Here is a 21,269-nt window from a genome sequence, read left to right on the forward strand (position 1 = left end):
GTCGCGCCGGCGACAACGCCTATTTGGCGGCCGGCCGGCGCAGCACGAGCACGTTGCCGGCGAGCGCCAGCACGACGCCGACGATCGCGAGCGGCGTCCACACATAGCCCTCGATCAGGGTCGAGACCGTGAGCGCCACGATGGGGAACAGCACCGTGGCGTAGCCCGCCCGCGCGGCGCCGAGGCGGCGCAGCAGGGTGAGATACGCCATGAAGGCCAGCACCGACGCCCCGACGGAGAGATAGAGCAGCGAGCCGATGTACTTCGCGGTGGGCTCGATGATGAAGGCGTTGCCGCGCGCGAGGTTGAGCGCGAGCAGCACCGCGCAGCCATAGGTCATCCCCCAGGCGGTGGCCGAGAGCAGCGGCACGCCCCGGCGCTGCACCACCGTCGAGATCATGTTGCCCGAGCAGAAGAACAGGGTGCCCATCACGCACAGGCCGAGGCCCTTGAGCGCCGCCGCGTTGAAGCCCGCGCCCGCGATCTCCGGCCAGAACAGCAGGCCGATCCCCGCGACGCCGATCGCCCCGCCGAGCGCCACCCGGGGCTCGACGACCTGGCGGAACACGATGAAGCTCAGGGCCAGGTTGAACACGGAGGCGAGCGAGAACACCACCGAGAGCAGCCCAGACGGGATGCTCAGGCCGCCGTAATAGAACGACAGGAAGTTGAACGAGAACAGGCAGCAGCCCACGGCCAGGAAGCGCCCGTGATCGGCGAGCGGAAAGCGCATCCGGTGCCCAGTGGCGAGCACGAGAGCCCACATGAGGACGGCCGCCAGCAGGAAGCGCCACAGCACCGACATCTCCGGGGCCACGACCCCGAGCTGCGCCCGGATCCCGATCCAGCTCACCCCCCACAGGAACACGGTGGCGGCGTAGAGCCCGAGCGTGGTCCCGTCGAGCCCCTTCAGGGCGCGCGCGGGCGTGGTCTGCGTCGGCATGGCGGCGTCGGTCATGGCGTCTCGTTCCCTCGAAGCCTCCCGGATACGCCCGCGGACGCATCAGCACAAATGATGATATCTGATCGATTTCCCCTGGAACGGTGATGAGACGTCCCAAGGTGCCGCCCTGGAACGTCCTGGAACGGCCCGGATCTCAGCGCTCCAGGGCCGGCCAAGGGCTTTCCCTTGGGAAACCTGCCGGCCCGGTCGGAACAGAGCGGGCCAGGCTCGGGCGCAAACCCTCCCGCATCACGGTCGGCCTCGCCCAGTCCCCTCCCACGTCATGGCCGGGCCTGTCCCGGCCATCCCGATGCGGTGAGGCGCGGCGCCCTACGGAAGCGGGATCACCGGGACGAGCCCGGTGATGACGTGGGAGGGTGTGTGACCCGGTGCCGACAACCTCCCCACGTCATGGCCGGCCTTGTGCCGGTGATGACGTGGAGGGTGGCGCGCTTTCGTCCGCACGATGCGCCAGAGCATCGAACGTAAAAGTGGGAACCGGTTTTGCGTGAAAAGATGCTCCAAAACAAAAGCCAAAAGCATCGGGCGTGAAGTCGAGTCCACGTCCGATGCTTTAGACGGTCTCCGACGGCCGCTGCGGTTTCTCGGGACTCCCCGGCCGGTCGTCCTCGAGCGCGGAGCCGAGCAGACGGAGCGCTCCGGCGATCAGCACGATGGCCGCCGGTTTCACGAGCATCTCCCAGGTGACGCGCGTCTCGGTCTCCACCACGTCGGTGACGAAGTCCACCACCAGGTAGACCAGAACCACCTGGATCAGGGTGATCTTGATCTCGCCGAGGCCCTCGACCCGCATCCACAACGGCGCCTTGGCTCGAAGGCCGGAGGGCAGACGGAAGGCGAAGCCGAAGGTGATCGCATAGGCGAACACGATCAGGACGAGGCCGAACAGGAACGCATCCGTAGCCTGCATCACGGTGGCGATGACCAGGGTCTGCGTGTCGGCGCTCGGCTGAACGACCATCTGCAGGGCGTATCCCAGCTTCAGGCAGCCCTCGACGAACATCAGCATGGCGCCGATGGCCGCCCCGATGGCGGCCACGAGCGTGACCCAGCGCAGGGACAGGATGACGTGGAACATCTGACGGAGACCCCACGGACGGTTTCGCGGCACCGGTCCATTTTTACCATATCGGCCGGGAAACACACCCGATCCGACGCGAGATGGCCGCGCAGCCGCTGATGCGTCCCGAAGGGACCTTTCCCCGTTCTCCACAGGCTCCGCCACAGCCCATCGACGAACCCGGAGCTCCATGAGACGTTCATGCTTCGTTCTTATGGAGATTCGTCGTGGCGCCGCAGACCAGGAAGCTTTCCACCGAGCAGGTTCTCGAGGCACGCCTGCGATACGCGTCGGGCGAGCGGGAGTGGAGCCGGTTCGCCCGCGACTACGGGGTCGACCGGACGGTCATCAAGCGGGCCGTGATGGGAGAAACCTTCAAGGAGCTGCCGATGCCGCCCAAGCGGATCTTCGGCTCCCGGCCGTTTCCCTACGGATAGAGACCGCCCGGGGCGTCGCGCGTCGTCGGACCTGGGATCCCGCGTCAGACGACCAGCCCCAGCAGGAGTGGAGCATCGGTTCCAAATGGGGCGATCCACTTTTGAGCCGATGCGCCAACCCCTCAATCGACACAAACCGGGACAAGCATGGGGCCTTCGGGACAATCGGCGAGGGACGGCCATGCTTCCCAATCCTGACTATTTCCATTTCGGCAAGACCGGGATCCATTACGGCCTCTACGGCGGCCTCGACTACTCGGGCGGCGTCGAGGGCGGCAAGATCACCGGGGACAATGATCCGCCTCCGGTCGATGCCTACGACAAACTCTTCTACGCCCACGACCGCGATCTCCAGGAGGCCACGACCACCGAGGACCGGCTCGAAGCCCATGCGAACGTCGTCGCGGGCGTCTACGGGCTCCTGACCGGCACCTCGCCCGACTGGCATATTTTCTGACGCGCGGCGCGGGCGGCCTCCCTGTTCATCCGGGGCCGCGGCGTCCCGGAGTGACAGCATCCGTGCGCCCTCTCTCGTCATCACCGGCACGAGGCCGGTGACGACGTGGTGGTTGATCGTCCGGGCGCGCCGTCAACGCTCCCAATACGGCGGCTCTCCGAATGCTTCGCGCAAGCACTCGGCAAAAGCCCTCAATTTCGCCGAAGGCCGCCGCCCCTCCTGATGGGCGACATAGATGAATTCGGGAGCGGACCGGAGCCCCACGTCGACGATCTGAAGGCGGCCCCTCGCGATGTCGTGGCCGACGATGAAGGTCGGCAGGAGGGCAATGCCGATCCCCGACAGCGCGGCATCCCGCATCATGTCGCCGTTGTTGACGCGCAGGGCCACCCGACCGCGCACGATTGTTGCCCCGGCCGGCCCTGGGAACCGCCAGTCATCGACGCCCCGGTTGGTATAGAAGATTCCGCGGTGAGCCTCGAGGTCGTCTGCCGCGCCGGGCGTGCCGTGCCGTGCCAGATAATCCGGCGACGCGACGAGAACGCGCCGGCTGGGCGCCAGCCGCCAGGCGACCAGCCGCGAATCCATGAGCGGACCGTGCCGGACCACGGCATCGTAGCCCTCCGCCGACACATCCACCCGCCGGTCGTCGAGATCGAGCGTCAGCTCGATGCCGGGATGCCTGGCGAGAAACGGATAGACCGCCGGCCCGAGATGCATTCGACCGAACGTCACCGGCGCGGAGATGCGCAAGGGGCCGACCAGAGCGCCGCTGCGCTGGGCCATCTCCGCCATCGCCTCCTCGACCTCCCGGGCGATGCGGGACGCCCTCTCGCGAAATGTGATCCCATCCTCCGTCAGGCTCAGCCGACGGGTGCTCCGATGCACGAGCCTCACGCCAAGGCTGCGCTCGAGCTCGACCAGGCGGTCGCTGACCACGGACTTCGACAGTCTCAAACGGCGCGCCGCCTCGCTGATCGAGCCGGCCTCCGTAACAGCCACGAAGGTGGCGATGCCATCGAGCTTCATCATCGTTCGGACTTTCCGGAGGCCAGTTTCTCCTTTTGGAGCCTAATCCGGAAGATGCCCGAGCGCTATCTCCGCCTCCGACGGAGAAGCCCTGACCGCAGCCACGGCAAACGCTCTCCGGTTGAGAGGAGATGAGAGATGCTCAGGTTCGCAATCTTTGCTCTGGGAGCCGCAGCCCTCGCGCTGCCGGCTGCTGCGCAGATGCCGTTCCCAGCCGAAGTCCGGACACGGGAGATCACCACCAACGGCGCCACGATCCACGTCCGCGTCGGCGGCACGGGCCCGGCCGTGGTTCTCTTGCACGGCTATGGCGAAACCGGCGACATGTGGGCGCCCCTGGCCAAGGATCTTGTCCGTGACCATACGGTCGTGGTCCCGGATCTGCGCGGCCTGGGGCTTTCCTCCAAGCCGGAAGCGGGGTTCGACAAGAAGACCCAGGCCGGCGACGTGGCAGGCGTGCTCGACGCGCTCCAGATCGATCGCGCCGATCTGGTCACGCATGACATCGGCAACATGGTCGGCTACGCCTTCGCCGTCCAGCATCCGGAACGGGTGAGGCGGTTCGTTCTTATCGATGCTCCCCTGCCGGGTATCGGCCCGTGGGAAGAGGTCCTGAAGAATCCGCTGTTGTGGCATTTCCGGTTCGGGGGGCCCGACATGGAGCGCCTCGTCGCCGGCCGCGAGCGCATCTATCTCGATCGCTTCTGGAACGAGTTCTCGGCCACGCCGAGCCGCTTCTCCGAGGCTGCACGGGAGCATTATGCCAGCCTGTACGCCATGCCGGGCGCCATGCATTCGGGCTTCGCCCAGTTTGCCGCGTTCGATCAGGATGCCGTCGACAACAAGGCCTTCCTCGCCACCAAGGGCAAGCTCGAAATGCCCGTGCTGGCGATCGGGGGCGAGAAGTCGTTCGGCCCGATGATGGCGACCGTGATGCGATTTGCCGCCAGTGACGTGACCGAAGGGATCATTCCCGATTCGGGCCATTGGATCATGGAAGAAAACCCGACGGCGACGAGCGTCATGGTTCGCTCCTTCCTGACGTCCCAGTGAACGTCGCACTGCTCGGCCGACGGATCGCCGCGACGGACGGAGCGCTCATGTCACAAAGCTGAACTTGTACCACCCAACCCGTTCAGCCCTGGCTCCATCCCGAACGGAAGGCTGCGGGCCGCCGCGTGGCGCCACCCTTCCCCCGTCATGGCACCCTCCGCCCTTCCCGCCACCCTCCCACGTCATGGCCGGCCTTGTGCCGGCCATCCCGATCGGTAGAGCGCTGCGTTTCAGACGATCGAGATCACCGGGACGAGCCCGGTGATGACGTGCGAGTGATGACGTGGGAGGATGAGACACCCGGGTCCGTTCCGAAGGCTTGCCGGCCGTGGCGTTGCACCTCATGTCTGTCGCCAGCCTTCATGAGCAGGGCGGGCCGGAGAGATGGGTCGCATGATGCACGATGATCAGGTTCCCATCGACGCCGATATGGTTCGTGAATTGGTCGTCGATCAGTTTCCCGAGTATCGCCATGAACGGATCGTGCGGCTCGCATCGGCCGGCACGGACAATGCCATCTTCCGCATTGGACCGGGCGTCGCGGCACGGTTCCCTCTGCGCGCCATGGACGCGGTCGCATGCGCCGAGATGCTTCGCCGGGACGCGGCCGCCATGACCGAGTTCGCGACGCATTCTCCCTATGCGACTCCTCGACCGCTCGGGCTCGGTCGGCCCGGCGCGCGCTATCCGATGGCCTGGGCGGTGCAGAGCTGGATCGACGGCGAGACGGGGACGCCGACCGGACTTGCGGCGTCCGCGGCCTTCGCCCGGGACATCGCCGACCTCATCGCGTCCCTGCGGGCCGCGGACACCCGTGGCCGCCGCTTCGACGGACCGGGGAGAGGCGGCCGCCTTCCCGATCACGATGACTGGATGGATGTCTGCTTCAGGAACAGCGACGGCCTTCTGGACGTCGCCCGCCTGCGTGGCCTGTGGGCCCGGCTGCGGGAGCTGCCGCCCTCCGGCCCGGACGTCATGAGCCATCGGGATCTCATTCCGGCCAATCTTCTCGTGCGCGACGGGCGTCTCGCGGGCGTGCTCGATGCCGGCGGCTTCGGACCGGCCGATCCGGCGTTGGATCTCGTGGCGGCGTGGCATCTTCTCGACCGGGATCGCAGGGACATCGTGCGGTCGCGTCTCGGATCGGGCGACGTGGAGTGGATGCGCGGCGCCGCATGGGCGCTCCAGCAGGCGATGGGGCTGGTCTGGTACTATCGGCGGACCAATCCGAGGATGAGTGACCTGGGTCGAAGCACGCTGTCCCGCCTGCTCGACGATCCCCTCGTCTGAACGGGACCGGCGCCGGGAGACCTTCGGGAACGACGGAATGCTCGCCGACGAAACGTCCGCCCATCGAGGCAAGTGACCCGCGTCCAGAGCGCGACGTCCGGCCCTCTCACAGTCTCACTGACACCCTCCACCTGTCATGGCCGGGCCTGTCCCGGCCATCCCGATCCGGAAAAGCGCGGCGCTCCACACGATCGGAATCGCCGGACGTGCCCGGTGCTACCGGTTTCGGGCGCGGCCGACGGGAACGAGGTCGATATGGGCAGGATTGGGCCGGTGGTCCAGCATGGCGCCGTTTGCGGCATCGAGGACCAGGCCAACCGATCCGCCGGGCAGAATGGCGTTCCCGATCACGCCAGGAGCCGCCTGATCGGTCAGCACCGACTTCACCAGGAGCGACCCCGGCCGGTATCCTCTGGCGTCCGCATAGGCGGTGAACTCGGTCTTTCGACTCACCTTCACGACGCAAGGCGAGCGGGGACATTCCTGCCCGAGCGACGTTCGGATCCGCGCCGAGTTCGGGCTGGCCGTGATGGTCACCGTCTCTCCTCGACCCCACGGGTCACCGTGTTGCAGGCCGCCAACGACAAGACCACGCCCGCCCCGCATGCCAGAACGCGCATTCGCATGGATCGTCCCTCTCCCGTGCCGGCTCACAATGCCGCGCTCTCAGAAGCAGGTAGGGCTCACGGTCAAGTCTGCCACTGGTGGGTCTCCCGGAACGTGAGTGGCGCCTCGTCATTCTGGGGGACACGCTGCTCAAAGCAATCGGGATCACCGGGACAAGCCCGGTGATGACGTGGCGGGTTGCATGAGGCGGTGCGAACACCCTCCACACGTCATGACCGGCCATCCCGCTTCTGCGCGGCACGGCGTTCCCCATCATCGAAAAGGGGTGAGAGGCCCTCTCTCGCCACGAGAGGAGCGACGACGCGGCGCGGTGATTCCGCGGCTTTTCGCGAACCGAATGGACACGGTGTCATTGTCATGGGTGTGGCCGCGCCCCGGCGCGGCCGGCTCTCGGATTCACCAGAAGAGGACATGACCATGGCGACGAGCAGGAAGAGTGGGACCTCACAACCCAGCAAGGCCCGCAAGACCTCGGGAGCATCCGCGTCCCGGTCGGCGACCAAGACGGGAGACGCCGCATCGAAGCGCGCGCAGAAGCGCGCGCAGCCCAAGGCGAGCGCGCGCTCCGCGACGAAGTCGCAGGCCGTTCCGGCCAAAGCCCGCTCCGCGGCGGGATCGCGCTCCTCCGCCCGCGCGAGCGCCGGCGCGTCGCGCTCCACCAGCCGGGCGCGCTCCGCGTCCCGTCCGCAGGGCGGCCTGCTGAACCCGATGGCGTGGCTCTCGAGCCTCGAGACCACCCTCACCTCCCCGCAGGCCCGTGCCGTGATGGCCGAGGCCCTGAGGGCGGTGGCGAACGTGCTCGAGGCGCCGCAGGGCGGCGCGCAGGGCCAGGGCGGCGTGCAGGAAGGCCGCCGGGCCGTGTCGGCGGCCGGCAGCCTCGGGGCCGAGATCGTGGCCGCGCCCCTTGAAGTGGCGGCGGCCGCCATCGGAGCGGCGGGCGAGGTGCTGACGGGCGCGCTCGGCGGCCAGGGCGGCGAGGATCGCGGCACCGGCGCCGCGCGGACGGGCGGCGCGCGCAAGAAGTCGGCGCCGTCGCGCGGCTGAAGCATCGGACGCGAAACGTGGACTTGCCCTTTTGGGGTGAATCCGACGCTCCACTCTTGGCACGCGCACGCGCATGAAAAAGGCCGCCTCGTCGGAGGCGGCCTTCGTCGCGTCGGAGGCGCGCGGGGCTGATCAGGCCGCTTCGGCGACCGGCTCGGGACCGGCCTCGTCCATGGCCCGCATGTAGACGTCGAGCAGGCTGTCGTGCTCGTCGCGCTCGTCCTGGTCCTGCTTGCGCAGCTTGATGATCTCCTTGAGGATCTTCACGTCGAAGCCCTCGCCCTTGGCCTCGGAGAAGACCTCCTTCTTGGCCTCGTTCAGCTCCTTGATCTCGTTCTCGATCTGCTCGATGCGCTCCACGAACGAGCGGATCCGATTGCCCGGAATTCCAGCGACGTCACTCATGGCTTCTCCTTTGCTGTCACCAGACCGGCACTATCGGGCAGGCGGGTAAGCACCCCGTTAATGCCGGGCGGCCGCCGTGCCGTCCCGTCCTGACTGCCGCCGAAGGCGCGCGGCGAGCGGCCCATCACGCGCTTGAACGCGGTGCTGAACGCGCCCTCGGATTCGTAGCCGAGACTCGGGGCGATCAAGGCGATCTGATCGCCCGCCGACAACCGCTCGGCCGCGAGCAGCATCCGCCACCGGGTCAGATAGGCCATCGGGGTCTCCCCGACCCGTTCGCGGAACGCGAGGGCGAAGCTCGATCGCGACATCCCGGCGAGCCGTCCGAGCTCCCGCAGGGTCCAGCGACGCGCCGGATCGCCGTGCATGGCGGCCATCGCGGCCGACAGGCGCGGATCGCCGAGGGCGAAGAACCAGCCGACGCGTGTCGGCCCGGCCTCTGCGAGGTGCAGCCGCAGCGCCTGGACGAGCATCATGTGGGCGAGATGCTGCGCCACCAGGGCGCTGCCGGGCTGACCCTCGCGGATCTCCCGCATCATGCGCTCCACCGACCAGCGCAGCGCCTCCTGGTCGCTCTCGCGCCGGATGTGGATGAGCGCCGGCAGGGCGCCGAGCAGCATGGACGCGTGACGCCCCTCGACGGCGAAGCGGCTGCCCACGAGCGCGAAGGCGCCGCCCCCGTTCAGGGAGACGACGCCCCCGTCCCGCGGGGGCGGGAAGATCGTGGCGGCGTCGACCGGCGGCCGATCGAGATCGCTCCCGATCCGGAACGGCCGGCCGCTCGGCAGTATGAAGCAGTCGCCGGCCCGGATCAGAGCGGTCTCGTCCGTGCCCTCGACCGCGAGCCAGCACGCGCCGCGGGTGACCGCGTAGCACTTGATGCGGGCGTGCTGGTCGGCGAAGCGGACCGCCCATTCGCCCCCGGCCTCGAAGCCCGCCGAGACGGAGCCTCGCGGCTTGATGAGCGCCAACACGTCGGAGAGAGGATCGACTGGCATTCTGGACGATCTCGACGATTGTTCGGACGGACGCGCATGGAGCGTCCGGCCGCAGCGGATTAAAGCCAGGAGAGCTTAAAGCATGGGCACGGGCAACACATCCCGGGCCGTCGCGTGGGTATCATCAAGGAAGGAACAGGCATGATCGTCGTCACAACGCCCACCGGGTCCATCGGCCGCCAGGTCCTGGCCCGGCTGCTGCACGCGGGCGAACCGGTCCGCGTCATCGCGCGCGATCCGTCCCGCCTGCCCGAAGAGACGCTCGCGCGGATTGAGGTCGTCCAGGGCTCGCATGGCGAGGCGGACGTGGTGGAGCGCGCCTTCGACGGGGCGGACGCAGTGTTCTGGCTCCCTCCGCCCAACCCGCATGCGGAGAGCCTGAACGCGGTCTATGCGGGCTTCGCCCGTCCCGCCTGCGAGGCGTTCAAGATGCGCGGCGTCGGTCACGTGGTCGGGATCTCGGCCCTGGGCCGGGGCACCCCGATGGCGGACCGGGCCGGGCTCGTCACCGCGTCGCTCGCCATGGACGATATGATCGCCGGCACGGGCGTGAACTATCGCGCTCTGACGATGCCGTCCTTCATGGACAACCTGCTGCGGCAGGTGGCGTCGATCCGCGACCGGGGCGAGTTCTTCTCGCCGGGTCGCGGCGACCGGAAGGCCCCCGTCTGCGCAACCCGCGATATCGCCGCGGTGGCCGCCGACCTCCTCGTGAATCGAGGCTGGAGCGGCCAGGGACATCGCGCGGTGCTCGGCCCGGAAGATCTCTCCCCAAACGACATGGCGCGGATCATGGCGGAGGTGCTGGGCCGGCCGCTCGTGCACCGCGCGGTTCCGATCGAGGCCTTCAAGGCTCAGCTGTCGGCCGCGGGCCTGTCGCCCGCCTTCGTGGAGGGCTACGCCGACATGATGACGGCCAAGGCCGAGGGCCTGGACAACGCCGAGCCGCGCACGGCCGAGAACACGACGCCCACCACCTTCCGGCAATGGTGCGAGGACGTGCTGCGGCCGGCCGTGATGGGACGGGCGTGAACGATCTCGTTCAGGCCGCCGGGCAACGGCTTCGTCCGCAAGGTTGCACACCATCCGCATAAGGGCCGGGATCAGGGCCTCGGAATGTCTGACCCGATGGGCGGTTTGCACGACCTCCCCTGTCATGGCCGGCCTCGTGCCGGCCGTCCCATGCTCTCACGGACACCCTCCCCAGGTCATGGCCGGGCTTGTCCCGGCCATCCCGATGCGGTGAGGCGCGGCGCTTCCCATGATCGGGATCACCGGCACAGGGCCGGTGATGACGTGGTGGATGACCATTGGAGTGGCGCGCCCCTCCCCATGTCATGGCCGGCCCTGTGCCGGCCATCCCGATTGTCTTGAGCGCCGCGCCTCTCGTATCGGGATCACCGGGACAAGCCCGGTGATGACGTGGCGGGTGGACGGCGGCCGGCGGCGTGAGGGCATCCCTCCCGTCCGACACGCCAGACCGTCAGCCCATCTGGAAGCCCGGGGTCGAGCGCGACAGGGCGGCCTCCTCGTCGGTCATGTCCTCGGGGATCGCCTCGAAGAGCGGTGTCGAGAGATAGCGCTCGCCGGTGTCGGGCAGCATGGCGAGGATCACCGATCCCTCGGGCGCGCGCTCGGCCACCTGCATGGCGACCGCGACGGTGGAGCCTCCGGAGACGCCGGTGAAGATGCCCTCCTTCTGGGCGAGCATCCGGGCCCATTTCATGCCCTCGGCGCCGGCCACCGGGATCAGCTCGTCGTAGAACTTCCGGTCGATCGCCTCCTGGAGCACGAACGGGATGAAGTCGGGCGTCCAGCCCTGGATCGGGTGCGGCTCGAAGGCCGGGTGGCTCTCGGCCGGGGCGCCGTTCTCGGCGCGGCCCTGGGCGCGGCCGCTGCCGACGAGTTGCGCGTTCGCCGGTTCGCTCAGAACGATCTTCGTCTCGGGCCGCTCCCGGCGCAGCACCCGGCCGACGCCCGTGACGGTGCCGCCCGTGCCGTAGCCGGTGACGAAATAATCGAGTCGCCGGCCATTGAAGTCGCCGAGGATCTCGCGCGCGGTCGTCGCCTCGTGGATGTCGGCGTTGGCCTGCGTCTCGAACTGCCGGGCGAGGAACCAGCCGTTCGCCTCCGCGAGCTCCACGGCCTTCTGGTACATGCCGAAGCCCTTGGCGGCGCGCGGCGTGAGCACCACCTTGGCGCCCAGCATGCGCATGAGCTTGCGCCGCTCGACCGAGAAGCTGTCCGCCATGGTGACGACGAGCGGATAGCCCTTCTGGGCGCAGACCATCGCGAGCCCGATGCCCGTGTTGCCGCTCGTCGCCTCGACGACGGTCTGGCCGGGCTTCAGCGCGCCGGACCGCTCGGCCGCCTCGATGATCCCGATGGCGAGCCGGTCCTTGACCGAGGCGGCGGGGTTGAAGAACTCGGCCTTGACGTAGAGCGTGACATGCGCGGGCGCGAGATGGTTGACGCGGATGCAGGGCGTGTCGCCGATGGTGTCGACGACGCTGTCGAACAGCCGTCCTCGGCCGTCGGTCGTCCTTATCTGAGGCTTCGGGTTGTCCATGCGGGCCCTCCTCGTTTCTCCCTCTCAAGCTTAGTGAAAGGGGCCGAATCCGTCCAGGAATTTCGGCTCCGCCAGGAGTTTCGGCTCCGGGCGGGCGGAAGGCCGCGCAGGGCACCCTGCGCGGCGACGCGGCCGACGCGGTTACTCGGCGGGCTTCGGAGCCGGCGCGGCGGGACGTGCGGAACCGGCCCCCCCGCGCCCGGGCCGGGCGGGACGCTTCGGCGCGGCGATCAATCCTTCGCGGATGGCCTGCTTGCGGGCGAGCTTGCGCGCCCGGCGAACCGCTTCCGCCTTCTCGCGGATCTTGCGCTCGGAGGGCTTCTCGTAGGACTTCCGCGCCTTCATCTCACGGAAGACGCCTTCCCGCTGCAGCTTCCTCTTGAGGGCCCGAAGAGCCTGGTCGACGTTGTTGTCTCTGACGAAAACCTGCAAGGGATGTCCTTTCTCGAATCTGTCTCACATGGGGTCGGATGTCGGGCCGGCGTCACGGATCCATCGCACGACGCCTCGATGGTCACGCGCTGCGGATCCTGCCTTCGCGCACGGCGCGCTCGACCACTCCCGCCTTGATGCGGGAGAAGACCTCGCGCTCGGTTCGTCGATGTCGGGGAGAGTGTCCGAACGTGCGCCTTGACGGCGAAGGCGCGGCGGCCCGATTGTCCGGCGGATATCAATAGCATTCATCTAGGGCCTGGATGGGGCGAATACAAGGCAGAGGCGGACAGTCGATCCTCGTGACAACCGGAAGAGCTTGAACAGACACGCAATAAAACCACTGTCCGACAGGGCTCCGCCTTGTCGTTATTGTTCCCGCTTCTGTTCTGTTTGCGCTTTGATCTTGCATTCATCCCGAACATCGTCCATATGATGGTCATCCAACCGACATGTTCGGCCTGCTCTCTGAAGCTCCTGATCGAGCGCCGAGCCCGCTTTCCGCATCTTTGAAGTTTGGTCGCTGCGTGGAACAACGCGGCGGATCCGTCGTTTTGCACCGCACGCGACATCATCAACGAACAATAACGTCTGCCCGGCGCGACGCCGGAGCTGACCAAGGACATCATGAAGACCATTTCCCATACCAAGCCCGCCAAGGCCCGCCTTCAGGCCTCGGCGACGACGCCACCCCGCAAGTCCAGCCTCACCTGGCAGCCGCAACAAAGCAGCCTCACCCGCGAAGAGATCCGGGCCATCATCCTCGAGCAGATCGGATAAGGGCGCCGGGGTCACGGGCGATCACGCCCGGGCACGATGGGGCTCCGCCCTATCCGTCATGGCCGGGCCTGTCCCGGCCGTCTCATGCTCCCACGGACACCCTCCGGCGTCATGGCACCCTCCGCCCTTCCTGCCACCCTCGCCACGTCATGGCCGGGCTTGTCCCGGCCATCCCGACCGGAAAGGCGCCGCGCTTCAATCCATCGGGATCACCGGGACGGGCCCGGTGATGACATGGAGGGTGGTGTGAGCCGGTGGTGACTTGGCACGGACGCGAGCCGCAGCCGCTCGACCGGGAGGACCGCCCCGGAGCCGATCGGGCGCGGCACAGTGATCCAGGGCCCGTTCCGGCGGCCGGAAGCGTGAGGAACATGGGCCGCCTTCCCGATCCATGAGTTGACGCAAGGTAAGCAGTCCCGCACAAGACCCCTGTCAGGGCGTGGAAGGGAGCATTCCGCGCCGCTCAACGATGCTGTTGCGGGAATGCTCTTCAACTCGTTCATCTTCCTGTTCGCCTTCCTGCCGGTCGCGCTGCTGGCCCATGGGGCCGTCGAGCGGTTCCGTCCCGCATGGCGGCTGCCCGTGCTGCTCGGGCTGTCCGTTGTCTTCTACGGCTACTGGGACTGGCGGTTCGTACCGCTTCTGGCCGGCTCCATCATGGTCAACTGGCTCGTCGCCAGGGCCTTCGTGCGCTCGGGGCGATCCGTCCTGATCCCGCTGGCGATCGCCGCCAACCTGCTCGTCCTGGCGGTCTTCAAGTATTTCAACTTCTTCATGGACCTCGCCGCCCTCGTGCCCGGGCTGCCGAGGCTCCACGTGGAGCTCGCGCTGCCGCTCGGCATCTCGTTCTTCACGTTCCACCACATCATGTACCTGACGGATCTGAAGAAGGGCAAAGCGCCCCTGTACGATCCGGTCCGCTACGGCCTCTACATCGCGTTCTTCCCGCAGGTTCTCGCCGGCCCCCTGGTGCGCTGGAGCGAGATCATGCACCAGTTCGAGGAGCGGCCTTACCGGCGGCCCGACGCCGACGAGCGCATCGCGCGGGGGCTCATGCTGCTGGTCTGCGGCCTGGCGAAGAAGACCCTGCTCGGCGACCCGCTCTCCGAATACGTCAACCCGATCTTCCAGGCCGCCGCCGCCGGAAAGGCCGTCGCGCTGGGCGAGGCCTGGCAGGCGATGCTCGGCTTCACGTTCCAGATCTATTTCGATTTCTCGGGCTATACCGACATGGCGCTCGGTCTCGCGCTGCTCTTCGGCATCGTGCTGCCGCAGAACTTCGACGCGCCCTACCGGTCCGTGTCGCTGCAGGATTTCTGGCGGCGCTGGCACATGACCCTGTCTCGCTTCCTGCGCGACTACCTCTACATCGCCATGGGCGGCAACCGGAAGGGCCTGGCGGTGCAGCTCGCGGCCCTGTTGGCCACCATGACGCTCGGCGGCCTCTGGCACGGCGCCGGGCTGACCTTCGTCGCCTGGGGGGCCGCCCACGGGCTCGCGCTCGCAGCGGGCGTGCTGTGGCGGCGCGCCGGGCTCGCCATGCCGCGCGCGGCAGGCTGGGTCCTGACGATGCTGTTCGTGATGCTCACCTGGGTGCTCTTCCGCGCCACGACCTTCGACGCGGCGCTGCGGATCTACGAGGGCCTGATCGGCCTCGGCGGAGCGGACCCGTCGATCAAGTGGCGGACGATCCTGATCGCCGCGCTGGTCGCCGTGCTCGGCCCGACGGCCTGGGCCTTCGTGCACCGGATCCCGCCGCGCCGGGCCATCGCGGTCGTCTTCGCGGTTCTCCTGGTGGTCGTTCTGTTCAAGATCGGCGACGACGCGAATTATGAGTTCATCTATTTCCAGTTCTGACGCGGCCGCCCGGGCCATGGGGCGGACATCGCGGACGCGTTCCGGCGTCTGCGCCGACGGGCCCGGTTTGCCGCACCGGCCGGAAAAGAGGTAGGAAGAAAGGCACGCGCCAAGACCGGAGCCTCCGGCTCCGTCCAAGCAGGGAGCACGCCATGGCGAAGAACACGATCTGCCTCTGGTACGACAAGGACGCCGAGTCCGCCGCCCGCTTCTATGCCGAGACCTTTCCCGACAGCCGGGTGACGGCCGTGCACCGCGCCCCCGGGGACTACCCGTCCGGCCGGGAGGGCGACGTGCTGACGGTCGAGTTCACGGTGGCGGGGGTGGCCTGTCTCGGCCTCAACGGCGGTCCCGCGTTCAAGCCCACCGAAGCCTTCTCGTTCCAGATCGCCACCGACGACCAGGCGGAGACCGACCGCTACTGGAACGCCATCGTGGGCAACGGCGGCCAGGAGAGCGCATGCGGCTGGTGCAAGGACCGCTGGGGCGTGTCCTGGCAGATCACCCCGCGGGTCCTGACGGAGGCGCTGGCGGCCGGCGGCGCGGAAGCCAAGCGTGCGTTCGACGCCATGATGACCATGCGGAAGATAGACGTCGCGGCCATCGAGGCGGCGCGGCGCGGAGGATGACCTGAGGTCCGCCCCGCTCAGCCGGAGGCGCGCACCTGCCGCCAGGCGGCCAGGATCGCGTCGGCGGAGCGGTCGATATCCTGCTCCGTGGCCGGGCCCGAGATCACCGAGAGCCGCAGCACCCAGGCGCCCCGCCATTGCGACCCGCCGGCGAAGAGCGTCCCGTCCTCCTGGATGCGCCGGATCGTCCGCAGGGTCAGGGCGTCGCCGTCCGCCGCAGGGGCGTCGGGCCCGAAGCGGACGATCACCTGGTTGAGGGCCACGTCGTTGACGATGCGCAGGCCGGGCTCGCCGGCGAGGCGCCCGGCGAGGCGCTGCGCGAGCCGGCAATGCTCCTCGACCATGCGGGCGATCCCGTCGCGCCCGAGATGGTTGAGCATCGCCCAGGTGGCGAAGCCGCGGGCCCGGCGGGACAGTTCCGGCACATAATGGGACGGGTCGCGCTCGCCCTCGCCGATGACCGGCAGGTAGCTCGCCGCGCTGGTCATGGCGCGCCGGTGCGCGTCTGCGTCCCGGACGATGGCATAGCCGCAATCGTAAGGGGTCTGGAGCCATTTGTGCCCGTCCGTGGCCCAGGAATCCGCGCCCTCGATGCCGGCGGCCAGATCCGCCCGGGACGGGCAGGCCCGGGCCCACAGGCCGAAGGCCCCGTCCACATGCACCCAGGCGCCCTGCGCGCGGGCCCGAGGCACGATGGCCGCGTGATCGTCGAATGCCCCGGTGTTGATCTGGCCCGCCTGCGTGATCGCGATGGTGGGCCCGTGACAATGGTCGAGGACCCGGGCGAAGGCGTCCGGGCGCATGCGGCCCTGGCCGTCCGTGTCGATGCGCACGACCCGGTCGTGGCCGAGGCCCAGGAACTGGAGCGCCGAGAACACGGTCGCGTGGGCCTCGTCGCCGATGAGCACGTGAATGGGCGGGGCGCCGAACAGGCCATGGCGCTCCACGTCCCAGCCCGCCCGGCGCAGCACCGAGCCGCGGGCGGCCGCCAGACAGACGAAGTTCGCCACGGTGGCGCCCGTGACGAAGCCGACCGAGGCCTCCCGGGGGAGATCCAGAAGATCGAGCAGCCACCCGGCCGCCACGGTCTCGGCGGCGGCCGCCGCCGGAGAGGCCGTGTGGTTGCCCGCATTCTGCCCCCAGGCCGAGGTCAGCCAGTCGGCCGCGACGCCGACCGGATGGGAGGCGCCGATCACCCAGCCGAAGAAGCGCGGCCCCGTGCTGGCGTGGAGCCCCGGCGTGGCCCGCCGGACGAGATCGCGGATCACCTCCTCGGCCGCCAGACCGGTCTCGGGCGTGGGCTGGGCGAAGGCCGCCAGGGCGTCCGGGTAGGTTTGCTCGGGGCGCTGGAGGCGTCGGCTGATGACGCTACGGAAGTCGGAGGCCACGGACGCTACGGTCTCGAACAGCGTGCGCGTCAGGCCGGCATCGGCCGCTTGTCTCCGATCCATGGCTCGGGCTCCGGGCAACCTTGCGCCCAGCATGACGCATCGCGGGGGCGATCACAACCGGAACGGCCTGCCCTGTCCCGACGGTCGAGGCGCGACGCTTACGATCCGTTAACCACGATGGGAAATACTGACGAGACAATCTCAGGCTGGTTCGCAGCCGATCACGTCAGGGGCGGAGTAGCAACAGGGAGCCCAATGAGTACCGAGAGAAATTCGGATCAGACGATGTCGGGTCCGCGGCTTGGCCCCGACGCGCGGGAGCAGATCGCCGCCCACCTTCAGGCCATCTTCGCGGAGATCGAGGGTCAGCCGATCCCGGACGATCAGATCGACCTGCTGCTCGCCCTGCGGCGGGCCGAGCGCGAGCTCGCGCGCAAGGAACCCTGACGGGAACGGATCCGGGATCGGTTGAAGCACGGCTCGTCATCGACCGAGCGGGCCGTTCCTCATGCCGCAGGTGCGACCCGGAACCCGAATGCGGCTCGCGGTGTTCCGTCTTGCCTGCCGTTTCGGCGTCTTCCGGAAAGCTCCCCTTGCCAGAACAGTTGCGTTTCCTCGTTGCGGAAAGCGAGCCGCCCGAAGCCCGGGAAAACCGCCGCGAGAGCGTGGGGCGCAGCTCGGGCGAAACCTATATCGACACCTTGCGCAGCCTCGCACCCGAGGCCGTCTGCCATCGCGTGAAGCCGGCCGACAGGGGCGCCGCGCTGCCCGACCGGGCCGGGTTGCGGGCCTACCATGCGGTGTTCGTGACCGGCTCGCCGCTCCACCTCTACCAGGACACTCCCGAGACGCGGCGGGAGGTCGACCTGATGCGGGCGGTGTTCGACGCAGGCGTCCCCTCCTTCGGGTCCTGTGCCGGATTGCAGGTGGCCACGGTGGCGGCCGGCGGCGCGGTGCGCCCCGGTCGCCGGGGCCGGGAGGCCGGCTTCGCGCGCCGCATCACGCTCACGGAGGACGGGCATCGGCATCCGCTCCTGGCCGGGAGGCCGGCCTCCTTCGACGCTCCGGCGTTCCACTCGGACGAAGTGGAGACGCTGCCGGAAGGAGGAACGCTGCTGGCCTTCAACACGGTCACCGAGGTTCAGGCCGTCGAGATCCGGCACGAAGCGGGCGTGTTCTGGGGTGTCCAGTACCATCCCGAACTCGACCTGCGCGAGGTCGCGGGAGCGCTGCGGCGTCAGTGCGACGACCTGGTCCGGGAGGGATACGTCGGCAGCTCCGGGGATCTCGATCACTATGCTTCCATGGTCGAGGCGCTCCACCAGGATCCCGACCGACGGGATCTTGCCTGGATGCTCGGGCTCGACGCGCAGGTCACGCAGGGAGAGCACCGCCTGACGGAACTGCGCAATTTCATTCGCTTCGCGGTCGAGGGTCGATAGCCGCCAGGAGTTCCGGTGCGCGGCGAGTTCCGGTGCGCGGCGCAGATCCCGCAGGCGCGGCGCACCGGCGCCGCATCAGCGTCGTTCCAGGAGAACGTAGAGGCCGGGCACCGGGCGCCCCGCTTCGAGCCGGATGCGGCTCTCCATGGTCTCCAGGACGACGAAGTCCGTGGCCGTCGACCGGACGTGTTCGAGCGAATGGGCGAAGCGGCCGGAGGGCTGCAGCGTGAACCCGTCACCGGCTGCGAGCTCGATGCTCAGGGCGAACAATCCGCCCGGCACCAGGGCCCCGGCGGCCGCGCGGAACAGCGGGCCGAGATCGCCGAAATAGATCAGGGAATCCGCCGCGAAGACGAGATCGAAACGGTTCCGCGACGCCGCGAGATAGGCGGCGGCCTCCGCCTTGACGAGCTCGGCATAGCCGCCGCGCCTGGCGGCCTCGGCGAGCATGCCGGCGGAGAGATCGACCCCGATCAGGCTCGCCCCGAGGGGCGCCAGTTCCGCGGCGGCCAGGCCGGTGCCGCAGCCCAGGTCGAGCATGGTCCCGAAGCCGGTCCGGTGCCTGGCCACGAGCGACGCCATCCGGCGCGGGGCTTCGTATTGCAGCGTCTCGAGCAATTTGCCGTCGAACTGGGGCGCGAACTGATCGAAATAAGTCTCGATGTACTCCACGGGAGCAGCCGTCATGGCTCGCCCGAGCACGGCGTCGAGCAGATAGCGCCTGACCGGATCGTCGGGCCTTTCCGCGAGCCTCATCCGGCCGATCTCCGCGGCGGCTTCGAGATGACCGGCGGCGCTGAGAACGGAGAACGCGTCGCGCGTGATGATCTCGAGATCCTCGCGGTCCTCGCCGGCGATTGCGGGATAATCGCGCAGGGCGTCACGGACCCGGCCCTCGATCATGGCCTGGAACGTCAGCGCGCGGGCGCGCTTCTGCCGGGTCGGCGGATCGAGCGGCAGCGTCAGGCGGACAGCCTCGTCGAACGCCCGCGCGCAGCCGGCGAAATCGGACGCGATGAAGGACAGATGCCCGAGGGCATAATGGGCAAGGCCGTTCACCGGATCGTGCGCGATGGACGCGCGCACGGCCGCCAGAGCGTCGTCGTAACGCTTCTTCCGGAACAGCAGCAGGCCGAGCCCGAGATGAGACGCGGCGGCCTCGGGCTTGAGCGCGATGGTGCGCCGGTAGGCGTCCTCGGCCGTCTCGGCGTCGTCCAGCCTGTCGGCCACGCCGGCGAGGGTCTGCCAGGACGGAGCGCTCAGCGGATCGAGGTCGAGGGACCGGCGGATCGCCGTCAGCGCCTCCTCGTCGCGGTCGGCGGCGCTGGAGACGCTCGCCAGATCGCGCCAGAGGTCCGGGTTCCCGGGCGCCAGGGACAGTGCGGCGGCGAAGCATTGGGCGGCCGCGTCGAACCGCCCGTTTTCCCAGTGAACGAGGCCGAGCTGACGCAGGGCGGGGGCCGGATCGCCGCACTGATCGACCATGCGGCCGAAATGCGGCAGGCTCGCCTGCAGGGTGGCGACGAGCGTCATCGTGACGGCGACGTCGGGAAGCTGAATGGTCGTCATGAAAAGGATCCAAATATCATTTGCGCCGGAGGCGGGCCATCGGATCAAGGATTAGCCGCGCTGGCTTTGCTGGACCTTGCAGGCCGACGCGGCACGGCGTGGAAACCCATGGACCTCGACCGTCAGGGGCGCGGGGCGACGGTATCCGGGTTGGACGGGATCGGCTTGATCGTCTCCTGGCTGGCGGCCCGTCCCGGGGCACTCTCCGGGTCGGAATGCGTTTCGCGCAAGGCGAAGAAAACGACCACGACGGCAAGGGCAATCACTGCCAGTGCCGTCCAATTGCGAATGCCCATCGTGCTCTCCTGGCCCGAGGCTCGCGCATCGCGCGGAACCCTGGGTTGCGCGCCGAACGATGCGCCGGCATCGGAATCGATATCTGGAATTGACCCGGAAGCCTAACGTCGTCCCGGTCGATGCTTCAGGTCTGAACTCGAACGGGACAAGCTGGTTCCTCCGGCGCAGCCGCAATCCGGCCGCGTTTCCCGCCGCGATGGCCGCCGGAGCTCGAACGGCGGCTCCCGACGATCAGACACATCTGCAGAAAATTCGCCGGTGTGACGCGCTTCACAGCGCCATCCTCGACGGTGGTTCAAAGTCTCATCATCGCCAACGGAGAGAGCATCTCAGGCGGTCTCGAGAGCAACGCTTAACCCGAAGAGGAACCTACCATGGAAAACTTCCAGTTCTCTGAAAACGACATCTTCCAGGACGCCTTCAACACGGCCCTCGGCGGCAATGCGACGTCGGCCCAGGTGGCCAACATCACGGATGCCGACAAGCTTCTCGACGGCAGCCACGACTGGTTCGGCGGCGGCTACAACGAACAGCTCTCCTACAACGACATCGACCAGATGGCGACGAACACCGCCTACGGCGGCAGCGCGACCTCGGCTCAGGTCGGCGGCATCGTCGACAGCGACACGCTCGTCGACAACGGCCACAGCCTGGGCGTGTTCTAAGACCTCTCTCCGTTCGGGGCGCCCGCCACCTAGTGTTGTGACTCTAACGCTTGTTTCGCACGGGCGACCTTTTCCAGGATCGCTGAGGCCGGGGCGGTCCAGACAAAGGGGCGAGGGTCGGCATTATGGTGCTCCAGATAGGCCATAATCGCGCGCTCCAGATCGGGCACGCTCGTGAAGGCGCCGCGCCGGATGCGCTCCTGCGTGATCAGGGCGAAGAAGCGCTCGACCAGGTTGAGCCACGAAGCCGAAGTCGGGGTGAAGTGCAGGTGGA

The 21,269-nt window shown here is 68.4% G+C and carries 23 protein-coding genes and 1 pseudogene; 12 read left to right on the forward strand and 12 right to left on the reverse strand.

Annotated features, from left to right (window positions below; all coding sequences use genetic code 11):
- Positions 1–19: 19 nt before the first annotated feature.
- Positions 20–958 (reverse strand): DMT family transporter, encoded by a 939-nt coding sequence (locus NF876_RS17650; protein ID WP_262270088.1) that lies wholly within the window; start codon positions 956–958, stop codon positions 20–22.
- A 559-nt stretch (positions 959–1,517) separates the two neighbouring features.
- On the reverse strand, positions 1,518–2,042 hold the full coding sequence (locus tag NF876_RS17655; protein ID WP_262270089.1) for a YqhA family protein: 525 nt from the start codon (positions 2,040–2,042) through the stop codon (positions 1,518–1,520).
- Positions 2,043–2,251: 209 nt separating this feature from the next.
- Between NF876_RS17655 and NF876_RS17660 the strand changes: the two genes are divergently transcribed.
- Positions 2,252–2,461 carry a helix-turn-helix domain-containing protein gene (locus tag NF876_RS17660; RefSeq protein ID WP_262270090.1) on the forward strand — a complete coding sequence of 70 codons (210 nt, stop codon included), beginning with the start codon at positions 2,252–2,254 and terminating at the stop codon, positions 2,459–2,461.
- Between the two features lie 181 nt (positions 2,462–2,642).
- Complete coding sequence (locus tag NF876_RS17665) at positions 2,643–2,918, forward strand: hypothetical protein (protein WP_262270091.1); 276 nt, start codon at positions 2,643–2,645, stop codon at positions 2,916–2,918.
- 132 nt (positions 2,919–3,050) lie between these two features.
- On the opposite strand, the gene NF876_RS17670 is transcribed toward NF876_RS17665, so the two are convergent.
- Positions 3,051–3,950: a LysR family transcriptional regulator gene (locus tag NF876_RS17670; RefSeq protein WP_262270092.1), complete on the reverse strand. Its 900-nt coding sequence runs from the start codon at positions 3,948–3,950 to the stop codon at positions 3,051–3,053.
- A gap of 135 nt (positions 3,951–4,085) precedes the next feature.
- Between NF876_RS17670 and NF876_RS17675 the strand changes: the two genes are divergently transcribed.
- Complete coding sequence (locus NF876_RS17675; protein ID WP_262270093.1) at positions 4,086–5,000, forward strand: alpha/beta fold hydrolase; 915 nt, start codon at positions 4,086–4,088, stop codon at positions 4,998–5,000.
- A 393-nt stretch (positions 5,001–5,393) separates the two neighbouring features.
- Complete coding sequence (locus NF876_RS17680; RefSeq protein ID WP_262270094.1) at positions 5,394–6,290, forward strand: aminoglycoside phosphotransferase family protein; 897 nt, start codon at positions 5,394–5,396, stop codon at positions 6,288–6,290.
- 216 nt (positions 6,291–6,506) lie between these two features.
- On the opposite strand, the gene NF876_RS17685 is transcribed toward NF876_RS17680, so the two are convergent.
- A complete protein-coding gene (locus NF876_RS17685) occupies positions 6,507–6,827 on the reverse strand; it encodes a hypothetical protein (RefSeq protein WP_262270095.1) in 321 nt (106 codons plus the stop codon).
- 507 nt (positions 6,828–7,334) lie between these two features.
- On the opposite strand from NF876_RS17685, the gene NF876_RS17690 reads away from it, so the two are divergent.
- Positions 7,335–7,961: a hypothetical protein gene (locus tag NF876_RS17690; RefSeq protein ID WP_262270096.1), complete on the forward strand. Its 627-nt coding sequence runs from the start codon at positions 7,335–7,337 to the stop codon at positions 7,959–7,961.
- 132 nt (positions 7,962–8,093) lie between these two features.
- Here the strand turns inward: NF876_RS17690 and NF876_RS17695 are convergent, their stop codons facing one another.
- Complete coding sequence (locus NF876_RS17695; RefSeq protein WP_262270097.1) at positions 8,094–8,366, reverse strand: DUF2312 domain-containing protein; 273 nt, start codon at positions 8,364–8,366, stop codon at positions 8,094–8,096.
- Entirely contained in the window at positions 8,363–9,364 is a 1,002-nt protein-coding gene (locus NF876_RS17700; RefSeq protein WP_262270098.1) for an AraC family transcriptional regulator, read from the reverse strand. Before NF876_RS17700 ends, NF876_RS17695 begins: the two co-directional genes overlap by 4 nt.
- 141 nt (positions 9,365–9,505) lie before the next feature.
- Between NF876_RS17700 and NF876_RS17705 the strand changes: the two genes are divergently transcribed.
- Entirely contained in the window at positions 9,506–10,396 is an 891-nt protein-coding gene (locus tag NF876_RS17705; RefSeq protein WP_262270099.1) for an NAD(P)H-binding protein, read from the forward strand.
- A 451-nt stretch (positions 10,397–10,847) separates the two neighbouring features.
- On the opposite strand, the gene NF876_RS17710 is transcribed toward NF876_RS17705, so the two are convergent.
- Positions 10,848–11,933, reverse strand: a complete 1,086-nt coding sequence (locus NF876_RS17710) for a PLP-dependent cysteine synthase family protein (protein ID WP_262270100.1) — start codon at positions 11,931–11,933, stop codon at positions 10,848–10,850.
- A 141-nt stretch (positions 11,934–12,074) separates the two neighbouring features.
- Positions 12,075–12,365 carry a 30S ribosomal protein S21 gene (rpsU, locus tag NF876_RS17715; protein ID WP_262270101.1) on the reverse strand — a complete coding sequence of 97 codons (291 nt, stop codon included), beginning with the start codon at positions 12,363–12,365 and terminating at the stop codon, positions 12,075–12,077.
- 627 nt (positions 12,366–12,992) lie between these two features.
- On the opposite strand from rpsU, the gene NF876_RS17720 reads away from it, so the two are divergent.
- From NF876_RS17720 to NF876_RS17730, 3 genes are all read left to right on the forward strand, one after another.
- Positions 12,993–13,145 (forward strand): hypothetical protein, encoded by a 153-nt coding sequence (locus tag NF876_RS17720; protein ID WP_262270102.1) that lies wholly within the window; start codon positions 12,993–12,995, stop codon positions 13,143–13,145.
- Between the two features lie 483 nt (positions 13,146–13,628).
- Positions 13,629–15,002, forward strand: coding sequence for an MBOAT family O-acyltransferase (locus NF876_RS17725; RefSeq protein ID WP_262270103.1), 1,374 nt, complete (start codon positions 13,629–13,631; stop codon positions 15,000–15,002).
- 152 nt (positions 15,003–15,154) lie between these two features.
- Positions 15,155–15,631 carry a VOC family protein gene (locus NF876_RS17730; RefSeq protein ID WP_262270104.1) on the forward strand — a complete coding sequence of 159 codons (477 nt, stop codon included), beginning with the start codon at positions 15,155–15,157 and terminating at the stop codon, positions 15,629–15,631.
- Between the two features lie 17 nt (positions 15,632–15,648).
- On the opposite strand, the gene NF876_RS17735 is transcribed toward NF876_RS17730, so the two are convergent.
- Positions 15,649–17,082, reverse strand: coding sequence for a pyridoxal phosphate-dependent decarboxylase family protein (locus NF876_RS17735; protein ID WP_262270105.1), 1,434 nt, complete (start codon positions 17,080–17,082; stop codon positions 15,649–15,651).
- A gap of 225 nt (positions 17,083–17,307) precedes the next feature.
- Between NF876_RS17735 and NF876_RS17740 the strand changes: the two genes are divergently transcribed.
- Positions 17,308–17,469 carry a NepR family anti-sigma factor gene (locus tag NF876_RS17740; protein WP_262270106.1) on the forward strand — a complete coding sequence of 54 codons (162 nt, stop codon included), beginning with the start codon at positions 17,308–17,310 and terminating at the stop codon, positions 17,467–17,469.
- A gap of 146 nt (positions 17,470–17,615) precedes the next feature.
- Complete coding sequence (locus tag NF876_RS17745) at positions 17,616–18,464, forward strand: type 1 glutamine amidotransferase (RefSeq protein WP_262270107.1); 849 nt, start codon at positions 17,616–17,618, stop codon at positions 18,462–18,464.
- A 75-nt stretch (positions 18,465–18,539) separates the two neighbouring features.
- On the opposite strand, the gene NF876_RS17750 is transcribed toward NF876_RS17745, so the two are convergent.
- Both NF876_RS17750 and NF876_RS17755 read right to left on the reverse strand, forming a co-directional pair.
- Positions 18,540–20,033: a tetratricopeptide repeat protein gene (locus tag NF876_RS17750; RefSeq protein WP_262270108.1), complete on the reverse strand. Its 1,494-nt coding sequence runs from the start codon at positions 20,031–20,033 to the stop codon at positions 18,540–18,542.
- A 122-nt stretch (positions 20,034–20,155) separates the two neighbouring features.
- Positions 20,156–20,329 (reverse strand): hypothetical protein, encoded by a 174-nt coding sequence (locus NF876_RS17755; protein WP_262270109.1) that lies wholly within the window; start codon positions 20,327–20,329, stop codon positions 20,156–20,158.
- Between the two features lie 375 nt (positions 20,330–20,704).
- Between NF876_RS17755 and NF876_RS17760 the strand changes: the two genes are divergently transcribed.
- Positions 20,705–20,995, forward strand: a complete 291-nt coding sequence (locus NF876_RS17760; protein WP_262270110.1) for a hypothetical protein — start codon at positions 20,705–20,707, stop codon at positions 20,993–20,995.
- A gap of 29 nt (positions 20,996–21,024) precedes the next feature.
- Here the strand turns inward: NF876_RS17760 and NF876_RS17765 are convergent.
- Positions 21,025–21,269, reverse strand: a pseudogene (locus tag NF876_RS17765) (IS630 family transposase); the annotation flags it as partial.

Source organism: Microvirga yunnanensis (assembly GCF_025460875.1).

Excerpts from the sequence above, each read along its gene's own strand:
- NF876_RS17650 (WP_262270088.1), bottom strand. The coding sequence starts at position 958 with ATGACCGACGCCGCCATGCCGACGCAGACCACGCCCGCGCGCGCCCTG.
- NF876_RS17655 (WP_262270089.1), bottom strand. The coding sequence starts at position 2,042 with ATGTTCCACGTCATCCTGTCCCTGCGCTGGGTCACGCTCGTGGCCGCC.
- NF876_RS17665 (WP_262270091.1), top strand. The coding sequence starts at position 2,643 with ATGCTTCCCAATCCTGACTATTTCCATTTCGGCAAGACCGGGATCCAT.
- NF876_RS17670 (WP_262270092.1), bottom strand. The coding sequence starts at position 3,950 with ATGATGAAGCTCGATGGCATCGCCACCTTCGTGGCTGTTACGGAGGCC.
- NF876_RS17675 (WP_262270093.1), top strand. The coding sequence starts at position 4,086 with ATGCTCAGGTTCGCAATCTTTGCTCTGGGAGCCGCAGCCCTCGCGCTG.
- NF876_RS17680 (WP_262270094.1), top strand. The coding sequence starts at position 5,394 with ATGATGCACGATGATCAGGTTCCCATCGACGCCGATATGGTTCGTGAA.
- NF876_RS17690 (WP_262270096.1), top strand. The coding sequence starts at position 7,335 with ATGGCGACGAGCAGGAAGAGTGGGACCTCACAACCCAGCAAGGCCCGC.
- NF876_RS17695 (WP_262270097.1), bottom strand. The coding sequence starts at position 8,366 with ATGAGTGACGTCGCTGGAATTCCGGGCAATCGGATCCGCTCGTTCGTG.
- NF876_RS17700 (WP_262270098.1), bottom strand. The coding sequence starts at position 9,364 with ATGCCAGTCGATCCTCTCTCCGACGTGTTGGCGCTCATCAAGCCGCGA.
- NF876_RS17705 (WP_262270099.1), top strand. The coding sequence starts at position 9,506 with ATGATCGTCGTCACAACGCCCACCGGGTCCATCGGCCGCCAGGTCCTG.
- NF876_RS17710 (WP_262270100.1), bottom strand. The coding sequence starts at position 11,933 with ATGGACAACCCGAAGCCTCAGATAAGGACGACCGACGGCCGAGGACGG.
- NF876_RS17720 (WP_262270102.1), top strand. The coding sequence starts at position 12,993 with ATGAAGACCATTTCCCATACCAAGCCCGCCAAGGCCCGCCTTCAGGCC.
- NF876_RS17725 (WP_262270103.1), top strand. The coding sequence starts at position 13,629 with ATGCTCTTCAACTCGTTCATCTTCCTGTTCGCCTTCCTGCCGGTCGCG.
- NF876_RS17730 (WP_262270104.1), top strand. The coding sequence starts at position 15,155 with ATGGCGAAGAACACGATCTGCCTCTGGTACGACAAGGACGCCGAGTCC.
- NF876_RS17735 (WP_262270105.1), bottom strand. The coding sequence starts at position 17,082 with ATGGATCGGAGACAAGCGGCCGATGCCGGCCTGACGCGCACGCTGTTC.
- NF876_RS17740 (WP_262270106.1), top strand. The coding sequence starts at position 17,308 with ATGTCGGGTCCGCGGCTTGGCCCCGACGCGCGGGAGCAGATCGCCGCC.
- NF876_RS17750 (WP_262270108.1), bottom strand. The coding sequence starts at position 20,033 with ATGACGACCATTCAGCTTCCCGACGTCGCCGTCACGATGACGCTCGTC.
- NF876_RS17755 (WP_262270109.1), bottom strand. The coding sequence starts at position 20,329 with ATGGGCATTCGCAATTGGACGGCACTGGCAGTGATTGCCCTTGCCGTC.
- NF876_RS17760 (WP_262270110.1), top strand. The coding sequence starts at position 20,705 with ATGGAAAACTTCCAGTTCTCTGAAAACGACATCTTCCAGGACGCCTTC.